This is a genomic window from Sorangium sp. So ce321 (assembly GCF_051530195.1).
Taxonomy (GTDB): Bacteria; Myxococcota_A; Polyangia; order Polyangiales; family Polyangiaceae; genus Sorangium.
Map to the genome: position 1 here is coordinate 3,971,541 of NZ_CP150329.1, position 20,607 is coordinate 3,992,147.

Genomic DNA, 20,607 nt, shown 5'->3' on the forward strand with positions numbered 1-20,607 from the left:
ATGGAGCCGCCGGTACGCCGGGAGGCGGTCCCGACGCTTGCCCGGTTACCGGTTCTGCTAGTCTCGCCCGGTGATGCTCCCCGAAAAGAAGCAGATCCTCGTCGTGGACGACGAGGCGAACCTCCGGCGCGTCCTCAGCGCCCAGCTCGGCCGGGATGGCTACGAGGTCCACACCGCGGAAGACGGCGAGGAAGGTCTCACCTTCCTGAAGGAGCACCACATCGATCTGGTCATCACCGATCTCCGGATGCCCAAGGTCGACGGCATGGACCTGCTCCGGGCCGCGCTCCGCGACGACCCCTCGCGGCCTGTCGTGCTCCTCACGGCCCACGGGACCGTCGACAACGCCGTCGAGGCGCTGAAGACGGGCGCGTTCGACTACATCACGAAGCCGTTCGATCAGAACGAGGTGCGCGTCGTCGTGAAGAAGGCGCTCCGCACCCGGGACCTCGCGAGCGCGGACGCCACGCGGGACGTCTCCGCCGCGCTGCCCCGGGGGGGCTCCGACCGGTTCGGCATCATCGGCGAGAGCCCGCCCATCCAGGAGCTCTACGCGATCCTGGAGCGGGTCGCCGACACGCCGACGACGGTGCTCATCAGCGGCGAGAGCGGCACCGGGAAGGAGCTCGTCGCGCGCGCGCTGCACGAGAACTCCAGCCGGCGCGACCGGCCGTTCATCAAGGTCAACTGCGCGGCGATCCCGAAGGATCTCATGGAGTCCGAGCTCTTCGGCTACGAGCGCGGGGCCTTCACCGGCGCGGTCGGCTCCAAGCCGGGGCGCTTCGAGCTCGCCTCGGGCGGCACGCTCTTCCTCGACGAGATCGGCGAGATCCCGACCGAGATGCAGGTGAAGCTCCTGCGCGTGCTCCAGGAGAGCGAGTTCGAGCGGGTCGGGGGCATCAAGACCATCCACGTCGACGTCCGCCTCGTCGCCGCCACGAACCGCGACCTCAAGCGCGAGATCGCGGCGGGCACGTTCCGCGAAGACCTCTTCTACCGGCTCAACGTCGTCCCGATCGCGCTCCCGGCGCTGCGCGACCGGCGGAGCGACATCCCCCACCTCTGCGCGCACTTCGTCGCCAAGTTCAACGCGCGCCTCAAGAAGAGCATCGAGGGCATCGAGCCCGAGGCGCTCGAGCGCCTGTCGTCGCACGCCTGGCCGGGGAACATCCGCGAGCTCGAGAACGTCGTCGAGCGCGCGCTGCTCTTCGCCGACGGCTCGCGCATCCGCCTCGACGACCTGCCGGAGGAGATCCGCAGCGGCGCCCCGTCGACGCCCGGCGCGTCGCTGCCGCTCGCGGCGGCGGCCGCGGACACCTCCCTCGCCCCGTCGACCCCCGACGGCCTCAAGGAGCAGGTCAAGGCGGCGATGAGCAAGCTCGAGCGCGACCTCATCGAGCGCGCCCTCAAGCAGACGCACGGCAACGTCACGCACGCGGCGCGGCTGCTCAAGATCTCGCGCAAGGGGCTCCAGCTCAAGATGAAGGAGCTGAACCTCCGCGAGCGCGACCCCGAGTGAGCCCGTGGTCCCCGGCGAGCCGCGCTCCGTCCGCACGCTGAGGGGGAAGGCCCTCGCGGCCGCCGTGTCGCTCGCCGGGCTGATCGCGGCCTCCCTCGGCTGCGATCGCGGCGGCGGCCCGTCGGGCACGGACGCCGATCTCGACGCCGCGCCGCCCTGGGACGTGGACCAGACCGAGCCGGAGCCGCGCCCCGGCATGGCGTGGATCCCGAAGGGCGTGCTCATCGCCGGCACGCCGCCGGACCGCCTGCCGCGCATCGCCGACGAGGAGATGGAGGGCGCGCAGGTCGTGATGCACGGCTTCTACATCGACGTCTTCTCGTACCCCAACGAGGTCGGCGCCATCCCGACCACGAACGTCACGCAGGACGAGGCGCGCGCGCTCTGCGAGGCGCAGGGCAAGCGCCTCTGCACGGAGCTCGAGATCGAGCGGGCCTGCAAGGGGCCGGCGAACACCACCTACGAGTACGGCGACACGTACAAGGCCTCGGTGTGCGCGACCGGGCAGAGCCGGGTGCTGACGCCCAACGGGGTGAACGCCGGGTGCGTGAGCGGGTTCGGGGTGCACGACCTCCACGGCGGCGTGTGGACGTGGACCTCGAGCCAGTGGCTGCGGGACAGCAGCAAGCCGGGGCTCGTCACGCTGCGCGGGGGCAACGGGCCGACGGGCGATCTCGTGGGGCGCTGCGCCCACGGGCGCGGCGTCAAGCCCGACACGCGCCGCCCCGAGGTCGGCGTGCGCTGCTGCGCCGGGGAGGTGAACAGCTTCGAGGTGGTGCTCGAGGTGACGCGCGATCGCCCGCTCCGGCTGGAGCCGCTCTTCGACGCGCGCACGGCGGCGCAGCTCTCGCTGCTCGCGCCGGAGGAGGTGCGCGCCGCGGCTGGGCCCGGGGCGGCCGAGGACGCGTTCAAGGTGGAGCGCACCTGGACCTGGCATCCCCGCGGCAACGAGGAGCTCGTGCTCGGCGGCGGCTGCGCGCGCCCGGGCGGCGCGAAGGCGGACGCGCGCGGGCGCGTCAAGCGCGCGAAGCGCGCGCGCCCCGGCGACAGGTCGATGTGCGGGCTCCTCGTCGCCCGGATGCGCTTCAGCGCGCCCGTGCTGCTCGCGTTCGTCCCGTCGGACCTCTGGGAGCCGACGGTCGGGGAGACGGATTCCCCGCGCGAGCTCTTTCTCTACGGCGGCGATGCGCTGGGCGCCTTCCGTCGCCGCGTCACGTACGAGTGGGGGAAGATCGGCGTCGCCGACAAGGAGCGCAAGCGCAAGCACAAGGGCCGCCGCGGGCTCTCGTACGACTAGGCGCGGGCGTGTGGCGGCGCGTCGCGAGGAGCGCGCGCGTGCCGCTCTCCGGGCCACCGCTGCCGAGGTGCCACGGTCGCGGAGGGGGTGGCGCCGTCGCGCGGCGGCGACCACATTCCAGCGGCGCGCTCCGGGCCATGGCACATTGGCCTTGCGCCCGCGCGCCTGGAAGGGCAGCGCTAGCAGCGCGCGTCGCCGCCGCTCTGCCCGGACGCTCCCCGATGATCAGCCCGCACGACCCCGAACCGCGCGACGCGCCGAGCAAGCGTCCAGACGACCTCGCGCGGCGTCGCGCGGTGGTCCGGAGGGCGCTGCGCGGCGCCGTCGCGCTGGCCTGCGCGCGGCTCCGCGGCGCGGGCGGCGGGCGGCTCGGGCTCGCCGTGGCCGCGCTGATCTCGCTCGGGTACGGCGCCATGGCGCTCGTGCTCCGGCTGGACGACGGGACGACCTCGCTGGAGGGGCTGCTCGGGTCCGCGGCGCGCGGGCTCGCGTGGGCGGCGGCTGGCCCCATCGCCCTCGCCGCGGCGCACGATCGGCCCGCGGCCGACCGCCGCGACGGCATCGAGGCGCTCGCCGCGGCGCGGGGGATCTCGCGGGCGTCGCTCCACGGCGCGCGCAGCCTCGCCGCGATGCTCGAGATCGCGCGGGTCATCGCGCTCCCGCTGGCCGCGCTCTCCGTGCTCGCGGCGCTCCTCTCCGGCTCGGCGCTCCTCGCGTTGCAGCACCTCGCCTTCGGCGCCGCGCTCGCCCTCTTCGGCGCGGTCTCCGGCGTGACGCTCGGCGGTCTCGCCGCGGCGAGCGGACGCGTCGCCGGAGCGCGAGGGCGCGCCCTGTTCCTGGCGCTGACCTTCATCCCCTGGGCCCTCGCCGACCTGGCCGGCGACTCGAGGTGGTCGATCCCGGGTGCGCTCGGCGCGTTCCTCTCCTTCGCGGCCCGCGCGGCGGGGGGCCCGGCCGGATGAGCCCGGGCGCGCCCATCGTGGTGATCGAGGGGGTGCGCGCGCGCGACGGCGCCGGCGAGGCCGGGCGCCCCCGCGGCAGCCTCGTCGGCGCGACGGCGGCGCTCGGCCCTGGCGTGCACGTTGTCCTCGGCGCGCCGGAGGACGGGACGCTGGCCCTCGCCGAGCTGCTCGCGGGGCGCGCCGCGCCCCTCGCCGGCCGCGTCCTCGTGGCCGGGCGCGAGCCGTTCCGGAGCGCCGCCGCTCGGGCGCGGATCGGCGTGCTCGCCGCCGCCCCGGAGCTGCCCGACGGAGCGTCGGTGGCGTCGTCGATGTCCGTGGCGCTCCGGGCCCGCGGCGCGCCCTCGAGCGGCGCGGCGGCGCTGCTCGAGCCGCTCGGCGTCGCGCCGCTCCTCGGCCGTCGCAAGGCGTCGCTGAGCTTCGCGGAGGCCCGGGCCGTCGAGCTGTCGCTCGCCCTCGGCGTGCCGCAGCCGCTCCTGATCTGCCTCGTCGAGCCGTTCGCCGACGTGGCCGTGCCTTCGCCGGAGCCGGTCCGGGAGCGCCTCCGCGCGCTCGCGGCTGGCGGCGCCTGCGTCGTGCTGATCACGTCCTCGACCGCCGACGCGAGGGCGCTCGCCGATCGCATCCACGTGCTCGACCGCGGCGTCATCGCCCGGATCGAGCCCGGCGACGGCGACCGCCTCGCTGGCGCCTCGAGCGCGCCGGGGGCGGCGAGGCCCGAGGTCGAGCTCCACGTGCTCCTCCACGAGCGGGCGCCCGACGCGCCCGGGGCCCGCGCGCTCGCCGCGGCGCTCGCGAGCGCTCCCGCCGTGCGCGCGTGCGCGTGGGAGGAGGGGCCGCTGGACGCCTCCTCGACGCTGCGGATCCGGGCTGCGGACCGGGAGGCGGCGGCGCTCGCGATCCTGGATGCGGCCGCCCGGGAGGACGTCACGCTCGCCGCGATCGCTTCTCCGGCGCCGTCGATGCACGACGTGAGGGCGGCGACCGCGCTGCACCTGGCGGCCGTTCGCCCGCGCCGGCCGTTCGGCGCCTCCACGGCCGGCGGCGCGCCGCTGCCCGCCCCGCCGCTGCCCGGCGCGCCGCCCCATGGACCGGTCGCCGTGGCGGCGTTCGGCGCCGCGGCGCCGCCCGGCCCGGCGCCGTCCGATCCGCCGCCCGGCTCGGCGCCGTCCGATCCGCCGCCCGGCCCGGCGCCCGTCGGCATGCTGCCGGCGGCTCCCGGCGACGCCGCTGCCGGCGGACAGACCGGGGCAGATCCGCCGCTGGCCGACGGCTCGCCGCGCCCCCCGGAGACAGGACGCCACGATGCTCGGTGAACGCGCTCCGATCGCCGCCGTGCCGCCGCTGCCGCCCGCGCAGGCGGCCTTCGAGCGGAGGACGCCCGCGCTGCTCGCCGTCCGGCTCGGGCTGGAGATGGCCCTCGGCCGGCTCCGGGCGCGGCGCCCGCTGCTGGCGCTCGGCCTCGGCGTCGCGCTCGCGGTCGCGGCCGCGGTCATCGAGGTCGCGTTCGGCTCCTCCGGGGCCGTGGACCGGGCGCTGCTCGCCACGTTCCGCCTCGTCACGCCGCTCACGGTCTTCGCTCTCGCCGCCGACGCCGCCGACCGGACCGCGCTGCGCGAAGCGGCCTGGCCGGCGGCTCGCTTCGGCGCCTCGTCCCACCATGTCGCGCTGGGCATCGCCCTGGCGGCAGTACTTTCGGCCGCCCTCGTCGGCGCGTTGCTCGCCGTCGTCGTCGTCGCCATCGCCCATCGTCCCGGCGCTGCGCCGCTCGTCCGAGACGTGTTCACCAGTGGGTGGATCGGCGCGCTCACCGGAGCGGCCTACGCCGGCTGGTTCTCGCTCGGTGCGACGTTCCTGCGGCGCGGCCACGGTCGCTTCGTGCCGCTCGCCGCCGACTTCCTGCTCGGGGGCTCGGCCGGGATCGTCGGCGCGCTCATGCCGCGGGGCAACGCCGTCAACCTCCTTGGCGGGCCTCCGCCGCTCGGCCTCGGGCAGCCGGCGAGCGCCGGCCTGCTCGCGCTCGGCGCCCTCCTGCTCGCGCTCGCCGCGGCGGCTCGGTGCAAGGAGTAGCGCTGCGGATCAGGTCGGCGGGGGGTCGGTCCTGGTCTGTCCCGACCGGCCGCTTGGCCTCCTTGCCCATGCCGTCGCCAGCGCAAGGGGGATGGCTTCATCCGCCCGTTCACGTACTCTTCGAGGAATGACTGACAACGACGACGAGGCCACCAAGGCGGTCAACACGCCTCGTTCGGTCCTGCTCGTCGGCTCGGCGGAGGAACTGGCGGCGCGCTGCAGGGGGATGTGCCTGCGGGCCCGCGTCATGCTCATCGTCGAGAGCGACCTCGCGGCGCTGACGAACACGGCGGTGGAGCGCAAGCCGCTCGCGCTCCTGTTCCCCGACGACATCTATGCCTTCGACAGCGCGGAGTTCGACGCCCTGGCGCGCGACATCCAGGCCGCGGTGGTGACCCTCGAGCCGGGCGTCACGGACGAGATCATCGAGGCACGGCTCGCGGAAGCGCTGCTCCGCGCCGAGCTCCTCCGGCAGCCCGAGCCCGCGTCGAGCCGGTACGTGCTCGTCCCTGACGGACCGCGACGCTCGAAGCGCCGCTGAGGGAGCGCGGTCCGTCCCCGTTTTCGGCATGATGCCGGCAAGGAGCGTCATCCCTTGAACGAGCTGAACCTCGACCCCGCCGCGTCCCGCCTGACGATCCGCACCCGCGCCGTCGGGATGCTCGCGCGCCTGGCGCACGACCTGGAGATCACCGCGTCCGAGCTGAGCGGTCGAGCGCGGCTCGACGGCGACGCGTGGACGGCCGAGCTCGCGGTCCGCGCGGCCGCGCTCCGCGTCGCGGGGGTGCTGCGCGGCGACCGCCTCGACCCGGAGGCGCTCTCGGCCGGGGATCGCCGCGACATCGAGCGGCGCCTCCGGGACGAGGTGCTCGGGGGCACCGAGCTCGTGGACGTCCGCGCCTCGGGGACCGCGCGGGATCGCGCCGACGTGCGCGTCAAGATCGCCTCGGGCAGCGCCGCGCTCGCGGCGCGCCTGTCCTCGCGCGATCGCGGCGAGGGGGCGATCGGGGTGACGGGGAGCTGTCAGCTCTCGCTGGCTGCGCTCGGCGTGCGCGAGGTCAAAGGGCCGCTCGGGGCGTTCAAGGTGCGGGACGAGATCGAGGTCCTCTTCGATCTCACTCTGCGGCCGGCGGGCTAGGCGGCTCCGACGGGAGCTCGGGGGCCGCCGCGCCGCGCGAGCACGCCCCGTGGACCTGGTAGGGCTTGCCGGAGAGCCGCTTCGCGAGCGAGGCCCCGCGCCATGCGACGTACGCCTTGTTGAACTCGAACACCTGGTCGGCGGCGAAGTAGGGGTTCTTCGTCTTGCCCAGCGTGACCAGCGTGAGCACCTGCTCCGCCACGCTCACGGGGCAGCCCTCGAGCCGGATGACGCTCTCGTTCCTGGCCATCGCGAGCTTGGTCGTCACCTTCACCATCTTCGCGATGACGTCGTCGTGCTTCGCCGTGTACGGGTCCCGCGCGCTCCGCTCGCGGTACAGGCTGTCGATGCTGATCAGCTGATCGCCGATCTTGCCCTTGTACGTCGCGCAATCGCCGATGAAGACGACCTTCTCGCCCGGCTTCGCGTCGATCGGGCCCTCGTAGGCGCCGAACACGACGTGCATCCGCGGCATCTTCGCGTCGCACTCCTTGTCGTACTCGCGCAGGATCTCGATCGCCTCCTCGATCGCCCCTGGACAGCCGCCCCAGCAGTAGTCTGTGTGCTCGGGCTCGGGCGGCGAGCCGGCGTAGGCCGTGATGTTCGTGCCCTCGAAGTACTTCTCGACGCGGACGAGGCCCACCTTGAACCCCCTGGCCTTCTGCTGCGCCTCCTCGAGCGTCACGTCCCCCGTGATCTCGATGTCGCCGAGGTCCATCGGGCCGAAGCCGCGCTCCGAGGCCAGGCGGATGTGCTCGACGCTCCGCGGATCGACGCCGATGATCTGACAGCAGACCGCGTCGAAGGCGACCTGGTTGTTCCCCATGATGATGAGGCCCAGGTCGAACGGCGACGGCGTGAGCATCCGGCCCTCGCCGGCGGTGATCGCGTCGATCGCGATGAACTGCGGCTGCACGATGTACTGGAGGTCGGCGACCTTCTCGTTCAGCCGGTGATCGTGATCGATGAGGCGATGACGGTCGTCCTGGATCCCGATGTAGTTCTTCATCGAGAAGGTCACGGTGGTCCAGGGGTGCGACTTGAACTTGGGACAGTTCACGAAGAAGTCGGCCTTGGCGACCGGCTCCGGCGTGAACACGTAGTCGCGCAGCCGGCCCTCGTGCGTGAGCGGGATCTCGACCTGCTGCTCCTCCTCGAAGTGGTAGTGCTTGACCCCCGTCCTCCGGAACATGGGGTAGTACCCGGCGCCCTCGTACGTCATCCGGGTCGGCAGCGTGATGCCGCACCGCTCGCCGACGGCGAGCTCGGTCACGCGCCCGTCGTCGCGATCCTTGAGCGCGCCGATCACCCCCTCAATGAACTCGGGCCGCGTATAGGCGTGCGGGAAGTGCGCGCCGGAGGCGACGACGTTCGGCTTGATGAGCGTCCGGCCGTGCGGGCGGAGCGAGAGCTCCTCGAGACCGCTGCGCACGATGTCGCGGATCCTCGCCACATCATACGTCGAGCAGCGCCGCAGAATTACACGAGGGCGCGACGTAATTTTCATGAAAACCAGCGTAGATGTCGCCGTGAGTCACCGCAACATCCGCTGGCTCGTCAGCCGCTCCGCAGCCGCTCCGCGCTGCCGATCAGCTCGGACGCTCCACATCGACCAGGCGCGCGAGCTCGGCGCGGACTTCACGCGTCGCGTCGATGAGCCGGCCTTCGAGCTCGTAGATGCGCTCGGCCGGTGTGGGGCCGTCTGGCCCCTGCGGGCCGCGCAGGCGGCAGCGGGCGACCTTCACGCGGATGGCCGTCCCGGTCGACCGGAGCGCGCCCTCCACGCGCGCTCCCGGGGCGGAGGAGGCGGTCGAGCGGAGACGCACGCGGTCGCCGTCGATCTCGACGAGCTCGGCCTCGCCGCCCCTGGACCAGGTGAGATGTGCGGTCATTCCGGCCTCCGCGGGCGTGAGCGCTCCGCGCGGGGCGGGGAGCCGCGCCCGCGGTCGCCTCCGCCGCGGGCCCGCTCGATCGCGGCGCGCGCTTCCCGGGCGGCGTCCTTCTCCTTCATGCTCTCGCGCTTGTCGACGGTCTTCTTCCCCTTGGCGAGGGCGATCTCCACCTTCACGCGGCCGTTCTTGAAGTAGAGGCGGGTCGCGATCACGGTCATGCCCTCCCGCTCCACGCCCTTGCGGATCGCCTCGATCTCGCTCTCGTGGAGCAGCAGCTTGCGCGAGCGCTTCGGCTCGTGCCCGAAGGCCGCCTGGGGCATCACGGGGATGTTGACGCCCTTCAGGAACACCTCGCCGTGCTCGATCGCGCACCAGCTGTCCGTCAGCTCGGCCGCGCCGTCGCGGAGCATCTTCACCTCGCTGCCGAGCAGCACCAGCCCCGCCTCGAACCGATCTTCCAGGGTGTAGTCGAAGGTCGCGCGCTTGTTGCGCACGATGAGCTTCTCTCCCTCTCGTTCCTTCTCTTTGTCAGCGCGGCTCACGCGGCCGCATAGCGCGCGCGCCGCCGCCTGTCCACCGCGTCGCCGCGTCACCGCGGGACCGCGCGGCTCCGGCAGGGCGGCGGGGTCGTCGCTTGACGCCGATCGACGCCGCTCGTCCAATGCATTGTGAGCACGACCAACCGTCGGGCCGGAGGACTCAGTGAATCGCGGACTGCGCTTTTCCGCCTGGCTCGGAGCGGTGGTGGTGATCGCTGCGCTGGCCCCTGCGTGCAGCTGCGCCGCCGACTCCATGGTCGATGAGCCCCCGACGGCGAGCGGCGTCTGGGGCGCTGGCGGCCACGGCGCGGCCGTGAGCTCGGGCGGCGGCGGGGAGGGCGGCGACGGGGGCGCGCAGGCTGGCGTGCGCGCCGGGGCGAGCGAGACGGTGAGCGCCGGCGAGGTCGCGAAGAGCTCGCGCTACCGGATGGTGTTCACGCTCGGCCAGCCGTCGCAGAACCAGGAGAAGACGATCTCCCCGGGGTATCGGATGCGGGGCGGGCTCGTCGGAGCCAACGCGAGCTCGCCATGAAGCCATGAAGAGGACGTGCCGATGAGGACATCGACGATCGCGCTGTGCGTGACGGCTTCCATCCTGGCGGCGGGCGCGATCGCGGGCGCCGGGGCCGCGGAAGCGGCGGTGCCGGCGACGATCACCCATCAGGGCCGGCTCTATGGCGCGGACGAGGCGCCCATCAACGAGACCCTCGAGGTCGCCTTCGCCCTCTACGACGATCGCGACGCGTCGACGCCGCTCTGGAGCGAGGTGCACGCGATCACGTTCGAGGACGGCTTCTTCTCGGTGCGCCTCGGCTCGATCGTCCCGCTCCAGGGCGAGGTCTTCGACGGCGCCGAGCGGTACCTCGGCATCACGGTTGGCGACGATGACGAGCTGAAGCCGCGCGCGGCCGTCGCGAGCGTGCCGTACGCGCTCCTCGCCGGCAACGTGAGCGGCGACATCACGCCGAGCTCGGTCACGGTGAACACCACGAATGGCAGCACGGTGCTGATCGACGCGAGCGGCATCACGGTGAACGACACCCAGGTCATCGACGAGAACGGGAACTGGGTCGGCTCGCCGGCGGGTCTTCAGGGGCCGGCTGGTCCGGCCGGGCCCGCAGGTCCAGCGGGCCCGGCTGGCTCGACAGGCCCGGCCGGCGCCACCGGTCCTGCGGGAGCTGCTGGAGCGACCGGCCCTGCGGGTCCAGCGGGAGCGACCGGGCCTGCGGGTCCAGCAGGTCCAGCGGGAGCCGTCGGGCCCGAGGGTCCAGCAGGTCCGGCGGGAGCCGTCGGGCCCGAGGGGGCGGTGGGTCCAACCGGGCCCACGGGTCCGGAGGGCGCGGTCGGTCCCAGGGGGCCAGAAGGCCCGGTCGGGCCGGCGGGTGCGGAAGGTCCGATGGGACCAGAAGGCCCGATGGGCCCCATGGGACCAGAAGGCCCGATGGGCCCCATGGGACCTGAGGGCCCCATCGGCCCCATGGGGCCAGAAGGCCCGATGGGACCTGCTGGACCTCCGGGGCTCGATGGTCCGGTCGGTCCCGCGGGCCCCACCGGGCCGCAGGGGCCACGCGGCATCACCGGCCCTGCTGGCCCGACGGGGCCACAGGGGGTCGTGCTGTCGCTGATGGTCCACGGCGTCGGCCCGCACAACACCCTGCCGGCCGGGATGCCCGTCGACTTCTTCGGGCCTACCGCCTCGGTCGAGGTCTCGTCGGCGAGCCAGTCTATCTACGCGACAGCGCACCGGTACCTGGGGGCGGATCTATTCCCGGCGGACAGCCTCAACCTTTACATGTGCTACCAGCGGTCTCGCCCCGGACCGACCGGCCCCGTGCTCGAGGACGTGCAGGTGGTCGGCCTTGGCATGACGGGAGGCCGGGTCCCCGCACGCACGCGCGTGTCCTTCGGGCTCAGCGCCGTGATCACCGGCCTTCCCGCGGGCACCTACAACATCGGGATGTGCGGCCAGACCTTCAGCGAGCGCTGGACCAGCAACGACTACGGCTACCTCTCGCTGCTGCTCGTCAACGGTTAGCCGCTAGCCGCCCGCGTCGCACAGGCGCGCGCTGGTCATGCCGGGCAGACACGGCAGGTCGCGTGTGCGCGCCTCGCCGTGCGCTGCCAGAGCGCGCGTGCCCTCGACGACACACGATAATTTTGCGCGGAAAAGCGCAAAGCTGCGGCGCGGATGAGTCGGCACGCTGCCCATGCGTGATCGTCCGCGACGCTTGGACGCTCGGCTGAAAGGGGGCTAAACACTCGCGGTTTCACGCGGGCCTGTCCGCTCCGGACGCCATCCCCGCGGGGCACACCCTTCGCGCCTCCTATGCAATCGATCTGTCTCCGCGGCGCCCGCACGCACAACCTCCAGGGCATTGACCTCGATTTCCGGCCCGGCGAGCTCGTGGCCATCGCCGGCGTGTCCGGCGCCGGGAAGTCCTCGCTCGCGCTCGACACGCTCTACTCCGAAGGACAGCGGCGGTTTGTCGAGAGCTTCAGCCCCTACGCTCGCCAGTTCCTCGAGCGGCTCGAGCGGCCGCCGATCGACTCGCTCGAGCCGGTGGCGGCCGGCGTCGCCGTCGATCGCCGCGCGCCGGTCAAGAGCTCGCGGTCGACGGTCGCCACGATGGCCGATCTCGAGCCGTACTTCTGCGCGCTCTTCGCGCGCGAGGCGGTGCCCGTCTGCCCGTCCTGCGGGGTGCCGGCCGCGCGGACCGATCCCTCGCGCGCCGCCGACCTTGCCGCGAGCGCGCATGAGGGGGCGACCGCGCTCGTGACGTACCCGATCCCGGTCGCGGGCACCGAGCGCTTCCTGGACGTGCGCGAGTCGCTGCTCGCCGCCGGCTACCGGCGCCTGCTCGTCCGCGGGGAGGCGCGCGACCTCGACAGCGTGGCGCCCTCCGAGGCGCTGAGCGGCACGGACAAGGTCGAGGTCATCGTCGATCGCGTCAGGGTCGCTCCCCGCGAGCGCCGGCGCCTCGGCGCCGCGATCGAGGAGGCGTGGAAGGGCGGCGCGGGCGACGCGTCGCTCCACCTGCACCGCAAGGCCGAGGAGCCGGGCGGCAACGGGACGGGGGCGACGCGGCTCCGGCTCGTGCGCGGGCTCGCGTGCCCCTCGTGCGCGCGCGCCTTCGATCCGCCGCGCCCGGGGCTGTTCTCGTACCAGTCCCCGACCGGCGCGTGCACCGCGTGCCGCGGCTTCGGCCGCACCCTCGGCATCGATTACGACAAGGTGATCCCGGACTCGGCGAAGTCGATCGCGGGCGGCGCGATCCGCCCCTGGAACGGCAAATCGACCACGTGGGAACGGAAGGTGCTCCGCGCGTACTGCGAGCGGAACGGGATCCGCACCGACCGGCCGTGGCGCGACCTCTCCGAGGCGCAGCGCACGCTCGTGCTGGAGGGCGAGGGCACGTGGAACCAGGGGAAGTACCCCGGCGTGAAGGCCTGGTTCCGCTGGCTGGAGACGCGCACCTACAAGATGCACGTCCGCGTGCTGCTCGCGCGCTACCGCACCTACGACGTGTGCGGCGCGTGCGAGGGCAAGCGGCTCTCCCCCGAGTCGCTCCTCTACCGCGTCGGCGGCCTCGATCTCGCCGCGTGGCACGAGCTCGAGCTCCGCGACGCCCGCGCGCGGCTCGAGGCCGAGCGCCCCCAGACAGGCCAGGGCGAGATGGCGCGCCGCGAGCTCATCGCGCGCCTCGGCTACCTCGAGCGGGTCGGGCTCGGCTACCTCTCGCTCGCGCGCCAGGCGCGCACGCTCTCGGGCGGCGAAGCGCAGCGCGTCGCGCTCACGGCGGCGCTCGGCACCTCGCTGACCGGCGCGCTCTTCGTGCTCGACGAGCCGACCGTCGGCCTGCACCCGACGGACATCCCGCCGCTCATCGCGGCCATGCGCGAGCTCGCCGATCGCGGCAACGCCGTGCTCGTGATCGAGCACGAGCCGCTCGTCATCGGCGCGAGCGATCGCGTCGTCGAGCTGGGCCCCGGCGCGGGCAAGCAGGGCGGGCGCGTCACCTTCGACGGCCCGCCCGAGGGGCTCGCCGCGCGCGCGCCGTTGCCCCCGGCGCGCGCGGAGCGCCGGACGCCGAGCGGGAAGATCTCGATCCACGGCGCCCGCGAGAACAACCTCCGCGACGTCACGGTCGACGTCCCGCTCGGCGTCGTCGTCGCGATCACGGGGCCGAGCGGCTCGGGCAAGAGCACGCTGGTGAACGACGTGCTCTACCGGCACGTCGCGCGGGCGCGCGGCTACAAGGACATCGAGGCGCCCGGCCTGTACCGGCGCATCGAGGGCACGGCGGACATCCGCACCGTCACGCTCGTCGACCAGGCGCCGCTCGGGCGCACGTCGCGGGGCAACCCCGCGACGTACACCGGCGCGTGGAACCGCATCCGCGCGCTCTTCGCCGAGCGGCCCGAGGCGGCGGCGCGGGACCTCGGGCCAGGCCACTTCTCGTTCAACGTCGCGCTCGGGCGCTGCGAGGCGTGCTCGGGCGAGGGGAGCGAGACGATCGAGATGCAGTTCCTGGCGGACGTGTCGCTGACCTGCCCGACCTGCAAGGGCAAGCGGTTCCGCGACGAGGTGCTCGAGGTGAAGCTCGACGGCCGCTCGGTCGCCGACGTGCTCGACCTCTCGATCGACGAGGCGTTCGACGCGTTCGAGCGGGAGCCCGCGATCCGGCGGGCGCTCGCGCCGCTCAAGCAGCTCGGCCTCGGCTACCTGACGCTCGGCCAGCCGCTCTCGACGCTCTCCGGCGGCGAGGCGCAGCGGCTCAAGATCGCGCGCGCGCTCGGCGAGCCCTGCGCGGGCGCGCTCTTCCTCCTGGACGAGCCGAGCGCCGGCCTGCACCCGGAGGAGGTGAAGCACCTCAACTCCGCGCTCTCCGTGCTCGTGGCCGAGGGCGCGTCCGTGATGGTCGTCGACCACGACCTCGACGTCATCGCGGCGGCCGACTGGGTCATCGATCTCGGGCCGGGCGCGGGCAGTGAGGGCGGGCGCGTCGTCGCGGAAGGGACGCCCGAGCAGGTCGCCAGGACGACGTCGCGCACCGGCAGCTCGCTGGCCGAGTGGCTCGCGGCGCGGGGCGGCGCCTCGTCGCGGCGGCCCCGGCGCGGCGCTGCGGCTGCCGCGCCCGCCGCCCCGAGATCCGGCAAGCGCGGCAGCAACGGCGCCGCGCGCGCCTCGCTCGACCGGGGGCGGATCGAGGTGGAGGGCGCCCGCGAGCACAACCTCGCCGAGGTCTCGACCGTGATCCCCCACGGCCAGATCGTCGTCGTCACCGGCCCGAGCGGCTCTGGCAAGAGCACGCTCGCCTTCGACGTCGTCTTCGCCGAGGGCCAGCGGCGGTTCCTTGAGACGCTGACCCCCTACGCGCGCCAGTTCCTCCCCACGCTGCCGCGACCGGACGTCGACCGCGTCACCGGCGTCCCCCCGTCGATCGCGCTCGAGCAGCGCACCACGCGCTCGGGCGCCAACTCGACCGTCGCGACCGTGACCGAGATCGCGCACTACCTGCGGCTGCTCTACGCGAAGGTCGGCGAGGCGCGCTGCCCGGACTGCGACGTCCCGATCGAGGCGCGCTCGCCCGACGAGGTCTACCGCGCCCTGCTCGCGACGCGCGGCGCGCGGACGCTCCTCGCCCCCGCCGTCGTGGCGCGCAAGGGCACGTACCTCGACGTCTTCACCGCCGCCGCCCGCGCCGGCATCACCCGCGCGCTCGCCGACGGCGAGCCGTGCGCGACCGACAGCCCTCCTCGCCTCGACAAGCGCCGCGAGCACTCGATCGATCTCGTGATGTACGAGGGCCGCATGGACGGCCTCGATCGCGCGCTCTTCGATCGCGCCCTCTCGTTCGGTCGGGGGGCGGTGAAGCTCGCCGGCGGCCGCGGCGGCGAGCAGCTGCTCTCCACGACGCGCACCTGCCCGCGCTGCGGCGTCGGCGTCCCGGAGCTCGATCCCCGCTGGTTCTCGTTCAACACGAAGCAGGGCCGCTGCGAGTCGTGCGAGGGGACGGGGGCCTCGGACTTCGACGACGACGCGCTCGCGACGCCCGACCCGTGCGAGGCCTGCGGGGGCTCGCGCCTCGCGCCGATCCCCCGCGCTGTCCGGCTCGCCGGCGAGCGCTACCACCAGGCGTCCGGCCGGTCGGTCGCGGCGGCCGCCGCGTGGGCGAGGGGGCTGCGCTTCGCGGGCGATCGCGCGCTGATCGCCGAGGCGCCGCACAAGGAGCTCTGCCGCCGGCTCGACTTCGTCTGCGAGGTCGGCCTCGGTTACCTCACGCTCGACCGGCGTGCGTCCACCCTCTCGGGCGGCGAGATGCAGCGCCTGCGGCTCGCGGCGCAGCTCGGCAGCGGACTCACCGGCGCGCTGTACGTGCTCGACGAGCCGACCATCGGCCTGCACCCGCGCGACACCGATCGGCTGCTCGACAACCTGCGGAGGCTCGCCGGCATGGGGAGCACCGTGCTCATGGTGGAGCACGACGCCGACACGATCCGCGCCGCGGATCACCTGATCGACCTCGGCCCGTCGGGCGGACGCAAGGGCGGCAGGATCGTCGCGGCGGGCCCGTCGCGCGAGGTGCTCGCGAACCCCGACTCGCCGACCGCCCGCGCGCTCGCCGGCGAGGACGCCCTGCTCAGCGCGCGCCCGGCGCGCCCGCTCGCGCGTGAGCACATCGAGCTGCTCGGCGCCCGCGCGCACAACCTGCAGGGGGACGCGCTCCGCATCCCTGCGGGCCGGATGACGGTCGTCGCCGGGGTGTCCGGCTCGGGGAAGAGCACGCTCATCCAGAAGGTGCTCTACCCCGCCGCCCGCCGTGCCCTGAAGCTGGAGGCGCCCGAGCCGGGCCCGCACAAGGCGCTGAAGCTGCCGAAGAGCATCCTGCGCGCGGTGGCCGTCGACCAGTCGCCCATCGGGCGGACGCCGCGCTCGGTCCCGGCGACGTTCCTCGGCGTCTGGGACGAGGTCCGCAAGCTCTACGCCGCCTGCCCGGACGCGCAGGTGCGCGGCTACGGCCCGGCGCGGTTCTCCTTCAACACGGCGTCCGGCGGGCGGTGCCCCGCGTGCGAGGGGCAGGGCGTCATCGCGCACGAGATGTCGTTCTTGCCCGACGTGACCACGCCTTGCGAGGCGTGCGGCGGCGCGCGCTTCGAGCCGGCGACGCTCGACGTGCGCTACCTGGGCCTGTCCGTCGGCGAGATCCTCGACCTCACGGCCGAGGAGGCCGTCGAGGTCTTCGCGGCTCACCCCCGGATCCGCGCGCCGCTCGCGACCATGTGTGACCTCGGCGTGGGCTACCTCCACATCGGCCAGGGTTCGCACACGCTCTCGGGCGGCGAGGCCCAGCGGCTCAAGCTCGCGGCGGAGCTGACCGCCGGCGCGCGGCCCAAGCCGACGCTCTACGTGCTCGACGAGCCCACGACCGGCTTGCACCTGGCGGACGTGACGCGCCTGGTCCGCGTGCTCGATCGCCTGGTCGAGCGCGGCGACACGCTGGTGATCATCGAGCACCACCCGGCGGTCATCGCGTGCGCGGATCACGTGGTCGAGCTGGGACCGGAGGGCGGCGCGGGCGGCGGGCGCATCGTGGCGGAGGGCACCCCGCGCGAGGTGGCGCGTCAGCCGACGGCGACGGGCGAGGTGCTGAAGAGGATCTTCGCGAAGGCCACCTGAGCGGGCGCGCCGCCGTCAGGGGCGCGCCGTCGCGCGAGGGGCGCGCCACCGGAAGGCGCGGCGCGCCGCCTCGGGGAGCGCGGTTCAGTCGCCGGAGCGCTTCGCGTACTGGTACGCGGTGTATGCGGAGATCAGGTGGCAGATCCAGCCGAGCCAGCCGCCCGAGCCGATCCACAGGCCGGGCGTGACGATCAGCCAGAAGATGCAGCGCAGAAACGCGCCGTTATAGAGCTGCCCAACGCCAGGAACGAGGAACGAGAGGACTGCGGCGATCCCGGATTTGCTCATGACGTCGGAACCTGATCACCCCGACCGCTCTGTCAAGCGGGCTCAGGAAGAGCCCTCGGGGCGCGCCCGCCGCACAGCCGTCGTGGTGACGCGGGCAGCGCGGATCAGCTCAGTTCCTGCCCGGCAGGACGATCCTCTTGCGTCCCGTCGAGGACGTGGAGGGGGTGGGCGTGGAGCTCGTCGTGGAGGGCGTCGGAGGCGTGGTGGTTGGCGACGTCTGCGTGCCTGTGGCGCTGGCGCTGGGCGTCGATGCCGGCTTGGGTTGCGTCCGCGGCGGCGGCGGCTTCGGGGCCGCCACGGGCGCCGGGTCCGGCGGGGGCGGCTCGGGCGTGGTGGCCGCGGGCGGGGGCGGCGGCGGGTCGCCGGCGACGGACGCAGGGCCCGGGGGTGTATCGACCGCCGGGAGCGTCGCGGTGTCGTCGGACGAGCCTCCGCTGCGCATCACGAAGAAGGCGGTCGTGATGCCTCCGATGACCACGAAAGCGCCGATCCCGATCAGCGCGAGCGTCGGGCCGGAGCTCTTCGGGCGAGGCCGCGCGGCCATCGGTGCCGCGTACATCGGCGCGCTGCCCGGTGCCTGGGGAGCGCCGTGGTACCCCGGCGCGCCGGCCGCCCCGAGCCCGCCTGGGGCGCCGAATGGCGAGCCGCCGTACGGGCTGGCGGGAGGCTGCGCCGGCTGCCCGTAGGCGCCCCCGGGTCCTGGGGGGCCGCCGTATGTCGCTGTCGCGCCAGGGCCATAGGGGCCAGGCCCGCCTGCCGGCGGCGCGCCGTAGGCCGGCGGCGCGCCGTAGGCCGGCGGCGCACCGTAGGCACCCCCGGGAGGGCCGTAGAGCCCGGGCGCTCCTGGCGGGGGCGCGCTGTTGCTCGCGTCCTCGACGATGGTCCGCGGGACGCTGGCGCCACTGGCGTCCTGCGGCGCCGCGCCCGGAGGCACGGGGAAGGCGCCCTGTGGCGAGTTGAGCCCTGCGAGCGGAGGCTCGCCGGGCACGGTCTTGCCAGGGCCGTACATGCCGCTCGGGTTCGCAGGCCATCCGGGCGGGGGACCGCTATTCTGGTTGCTCATCGAGATCGCATCCTACCGTGAGCGCCGGGCGAGTCAGTTGTTGGGTACGATGATCACGCGTCGCGGCCTGCCCGACGGCGTGGTGGGTGGGGTCGTCGTCGCAGGCGGGGTCGTCGTGGTGCTGGGCTGGGGGCCGGCCGGAGGCTGCGCGCTGGTCGGCGCCGGGAACGGGAACGGGAACGTCGAGGGGATGACGAGGGGCGGCAGCTGGGGGATGATCGTCGTCCCGCTGGGGCGCGTCGACGGTGTCGGGGTGGTCGGCGTCGTCCCCGTCGCGCTCGGCGTTGTCGCTGGCGGCTTCGAGGTCGCGGGCGGCCTGGGCTGGGGCTGAGGCTGGGGCTTGGCGACGACCGGCGGATCGGCCGGGGGCGGCGTCACGGCGGGGGACGTCGTGGCCGGAGGGCTGGTATCGGCAGGGACCGAGATGGCCGGCTGGAGCGTCGGCATCGCCGGCGGCAGCTCTGCCTGATCCCTGTGGTTGAGCTCGCTGGCGACGTAGATGCCGCCCACGACCGCGCCCGTGATCCCCGTGGCGAGCAGCAGGATCGTGAACAGCGACGTGCCGCGTCGAGCAGGCGGCTGTGCTCCGGAGCTGCCGTGGGAGATCCTCGGCAGCGGCTCCATCGGAGCCGTCCCGGGGATGTATCCCTGCACACCGCCACCGTAAGGCCCGCCGTATCCGGGCGCCGGACCGCCGTTGAACGCGCCGGGAGGACCCGAGCTCCGGCCCATGAAGGGCGGCGCGTTGCCGACCGCCGTCCCGCCCGGGCGCGGCGACACATCGAACGGCCCCGGCTCATGGCTCGTCGCCGGCACGCCGGGCATCCCGTGCGGCGGCATGTAGGGCGCCGCGCTCACGGTCGCCGGCTGCCCGACCGGAGGATAGCCCCCGGGGGCGAAGTACGGGCCCGAGGAGGGCTCTGGCCTGGGTGTGAACCCTGAAGCCGACGCGGAGGGGGCTCGGGCGTCCGAGGAGAAGCCTCCCATGGGGGTCGAGGGCACTCCCGGCGGCCCGCTCGAGGCGTGCTGCGCGCCGTTGTCCTCCGGCGGTATCGTCTTGGGGACGGAGCTGATGCGGCCGTCGCCCATCGCGCTGGCGGCGGGGGACATCGCGGGCGCCGCGAGGCCGGCCGCGGACGAACGCGCCAGGCTGACCTCGGACGGCGAGGGGGTGAGCGCCGACGGCGCCCGGGCGGCGCGGGCGAACGGCTCGAGGGCGCTGCGGAACTCGGCGGTGGTCGCGAACCGATCGGGCGGCGAGGCCGCCATCGCGCGGTGGATGGCGGCGCAGAGGGTGGGTGCGAGCTCCGGCGCGAGATCCGAGAGCCGCGAGATCTGGCCCGACAGGTAGGCACCCGCGATCTGCTGAGGCTCGTCGCCGCCCACCGGCCGCCGGCCGGCCAGCATCTCGAAGATGATGACGCCCAGCGAGAAGATGTCGGCGCGCGCGTCCACGGAGTCCGCCGAGTACGCCTGCTCAGGGGCCATGTACTCGGGCGTGCCCATGATCACGCCGGGGCGCGTGAGCCCGCGATCGAGCTCCCCCGTGACCTTCAGCTTGGCGATGCCGAAGTCGAGCAGCTTGATGAGCGGGTCCCCCTTGGACGTCTTCGTGATGATGACGTTGTCCGGCTTGAGGTCCCGGTGGACGACGCCCGCGCGATGGGCAGCCTCGACACCCTCGAGAATCTGCATCGCGTACTCGAGCGCGTCGGCGTAGGCGAGCCGGACGCCTGCCCGGTAGAGCTCCTCGTACAGGGCCTGGAGCGTCTTCCCCTCCAGGTATTCCATCACGATGAACGCGAGGCCGGAGGCCGTCTGGTCCACGTCGACGACGCGCACCACGTGCGCGCTCTGGATCTGCGCGGAGACGCGCGCCTCCTGCAGGAAGCGCTGCACCAGGCCGGAGCGGCGGGACAGCTCGGGGTGGAGAAACTTGAGGGCGACCGTCGTCCCCAGCACCTCGTGGCGGGCTTCGTAGACGCTCCCCATGCCGCCGTCCCCGATGACGCGCACGAGTCGGTACTTGTTATTGATGACCTGGCCTGCCTGCGGACGCATCGATCTCCGTTGAGGGCGCTGGAGTTGCTCGGAGAGTCTCACAGGCTGGTAGACGAACGTCAGCCCCATTTGTGCGACACAGCGTCGCGATGGTCGCGACCCG

Annotated in this window: 16 protein-coding genes; 10 read left to right on the forward strand and 6 right to left on the reverse strand. The window is 73.9% G+C overall.

The genetic code is table 11. The features are described from left to right. Positions 1 to 73 precede the first annotated feature (73 nt). The 7 genes from WME89_RS15330 (at position 74) to WME89_RS15360 (ending at position 6,983) form a co-directional block, all read left to right on the forward strand. Entirely contained in the window at positions 74 to 1,519 is a 1,446-nt protein-coding gene (locus tag WME89_RS15330; protein ID WP_437667581.1) for a sigma-54-dependent transcriptional regulator, read from the forward strand. Positions 1,520 to 1,523: 4 nt separating this feature from the next. After that, positions 1,524 to 2,816 (forward strand): formylglycine-generating enzyme family protein, encoded by a 1,293-nt coding sequence (locus WME89_RS15335; protein WP_438009895.1) that lies wholly within the window; start codon positions 1,524 to 1,526, stop codon positions 2,814 to 2,816. A gap of 221 nt (positions 2,817 to 3,037) precedes the next feature. Then, entirely contained in the window at positions 3,038 to 3,778 is a 741-nt protein-coding gene (locus WME89_RS15340; RefSeq protein WP_438009896.1) for a hypothetical protein, read from the forward strand. Further along, a complete protein-coding gene (locus tag WME89_RS15345; RefSeq protein ID WP_438009897.1) occupies positions 3,775 to 5,091 on the forward strand; it encodes an ABC transporter ATP-binding protein in 1,317 nt (438 codons plus the stop codon). Before WME89_RS15340 ends, WME89_RS15345 begins: the two co-directional genes overlap by 4 nt. Further along, complete coding sequence (locus WME89_RS15350) at positions 5,081 to 5,845, forward strand: hypothetical protein (protein WP_438009898.1); 765 nt, start codon at positions 5,081 to 5,083, stop codon at positions 5,843 to 5,845. Before WME89_RS15345 ends, WME89_RS15350 begins: the two co-directional genes overlap by 11 nt. A gap of 127 nt (positions 5,846 to 5,972) precedes the next feature. Then, a complete protein-coding gene (locus tag WME89_RS15355; protein WP_437309866.1) occupies positions 5,973 to 6,386 on the forward strand; it encodes a hypothetical protein in 414 nt (137 codons plus the stop codon). 54 nt (positions 6,387 to 6,440) lie between these two features. Beyond that, on the forward strand, positions 6,441 to 6,983 hold the full coding sequence (locus tag WME89_RS15360; RefSeq protein WP_438009899.1) for a hypothetical protein: 543 nt from the start codon (positions 6,441 to 6,443) through the stop codon (positions 6,981 to 6,983). Here WME89_RS15360 and WME89_RS15365 read toward each other — a convergent pair. The 3 genes from WME89_RS15365 to smpB all read right to left on the reverse strand — a co-directional run bounded on the left by WME89_RS15365 (position 6,961) and on the right by smpB (position 9,417). Beyond that, positions 6,961 to 8,415 (reverse strand): DUF362 domain-containing protein, encoded by a 1,455-nt coding sequence (locus tag WME89_RS15365; protein WP_437625925.1) that lies wholly within the window; start codon positions 8,413 to 8,415, stop codon positions 6,961 to 6,963. The two genes, WME89_RS15360 and WME89_RS15365, sit on opposite strands and share 23 nt — an antisense overlap. Positions 8,416 to 8,572: 157 nt before the next feature. After that, a complete protein-coding gene (locus tag WME89_RS15370) occupies positions 8,573 to 8,875 on the reverse strand; it encodes a hypothetical protein (RefSeq protein ID WP_438009900.1) in 303 nt (100 codons plus the stop codon). Further along, positions 8,872 to 9,417, reverse strand: a complete 546-nt coding sequence (gene smpB / locus WME89_RS15375) for an SsrA-binding protein SmpB (protein ID WP_438009901.1) — start codon at positions 9,415 to 9,417, stop codon at positions 8,872 to 8,874. Before smpB ends, WME89_RS15370 begins: the two co-directional genes overlap by 4 nt. A 202-nt stretch (positions 9,418 to 9,619) precedes the next feature. On the opposite strand from smpB, the gene WME89_RS15380 reads away from it, so the two are divergent. From WME89_RS15380 to uvrA, 3 genes are all read left to right on the forward strand, one after another. After that, complete coding sequence (locus WME89_RS15380) at positions 9,620 to 9,946, forward strand: hypothetical protein (protein ID WP_438009902.1); 327 nt, start codon at positions 9,620 to 9,622, stop codon at positions 9,944 to 9,946. 21 nt (positions 9,947 to 9,967) lie between these two features. After that, complete coding sequence (locus WME89_RS15385; protein WP_438009903.1) at positions 9,968 to 11,449, forward strand: collagen-like protein; 1,482 nt, start codon at positions 9,968 to 9,970, stop codon at positions 11,447 to 11,449. 291 nt (positions 11,450 to 11,740) lie between these two features. Continuing rightward, on the forward strand, positions 11,741 to 17,092 hold the full coding sequence (gene uvrA / locus WME89_RS15390) for an excinuclease ABC subunit UvrA (protein ID WP_438009904.1): 5,352 nt from the start codon (positions 11,741 to 11,743) through the stop codon (positions 17,090 to 17,092). A gap of 84 nt (positions 17,093 to 17,176) precedes the next feature. Here the strand turns inward: uvrA and WME89_RS15395 are convergent, their stop codons facing one another. The 3 genes from WME89_RS15395 to WME89_RS15405 all read right to left on the reverse strand — a co-directional run bounded on the left by WME89_RS15395 (position 17,177) and on the right by WME89_RS15405 (position 20,504). Then, entirely contained in the window at positions 17,177 to 17,380 is a 204-nt protein-coding gene (locus tag WME89_RS15395; protein WP_436617202.1) for a hypothetical protein, read from the reverse strand. A 109-nt stretch (positions 17,381 to 17,489) separates the two neighbouring features. Continuing rightward, positions 17,490 to 18,443, reverse strand: a complete 954-nt coding sequence (locus WME89_RS15400; protein WP_438009905.1) for a hypothetical protein — start codon at positions 18,441 to 18,443, stop codon at positions 17,490 to 17,492. A gap of 33 nt (positions 18,444 to 18,476) precedes the next feature. After that, a complete protein-coding gene (locus WME89_RS15405) occupies positions 18,477 to 20,504 on the reverse strand; it encodes a protein kinase domain-containing protein (RefSeq protein WP_438009906.1) in 2,028 nt (675 codons plus the stop codon). Positions 20,505 to 20,607 lie beyond the last annotated feature (103 nt).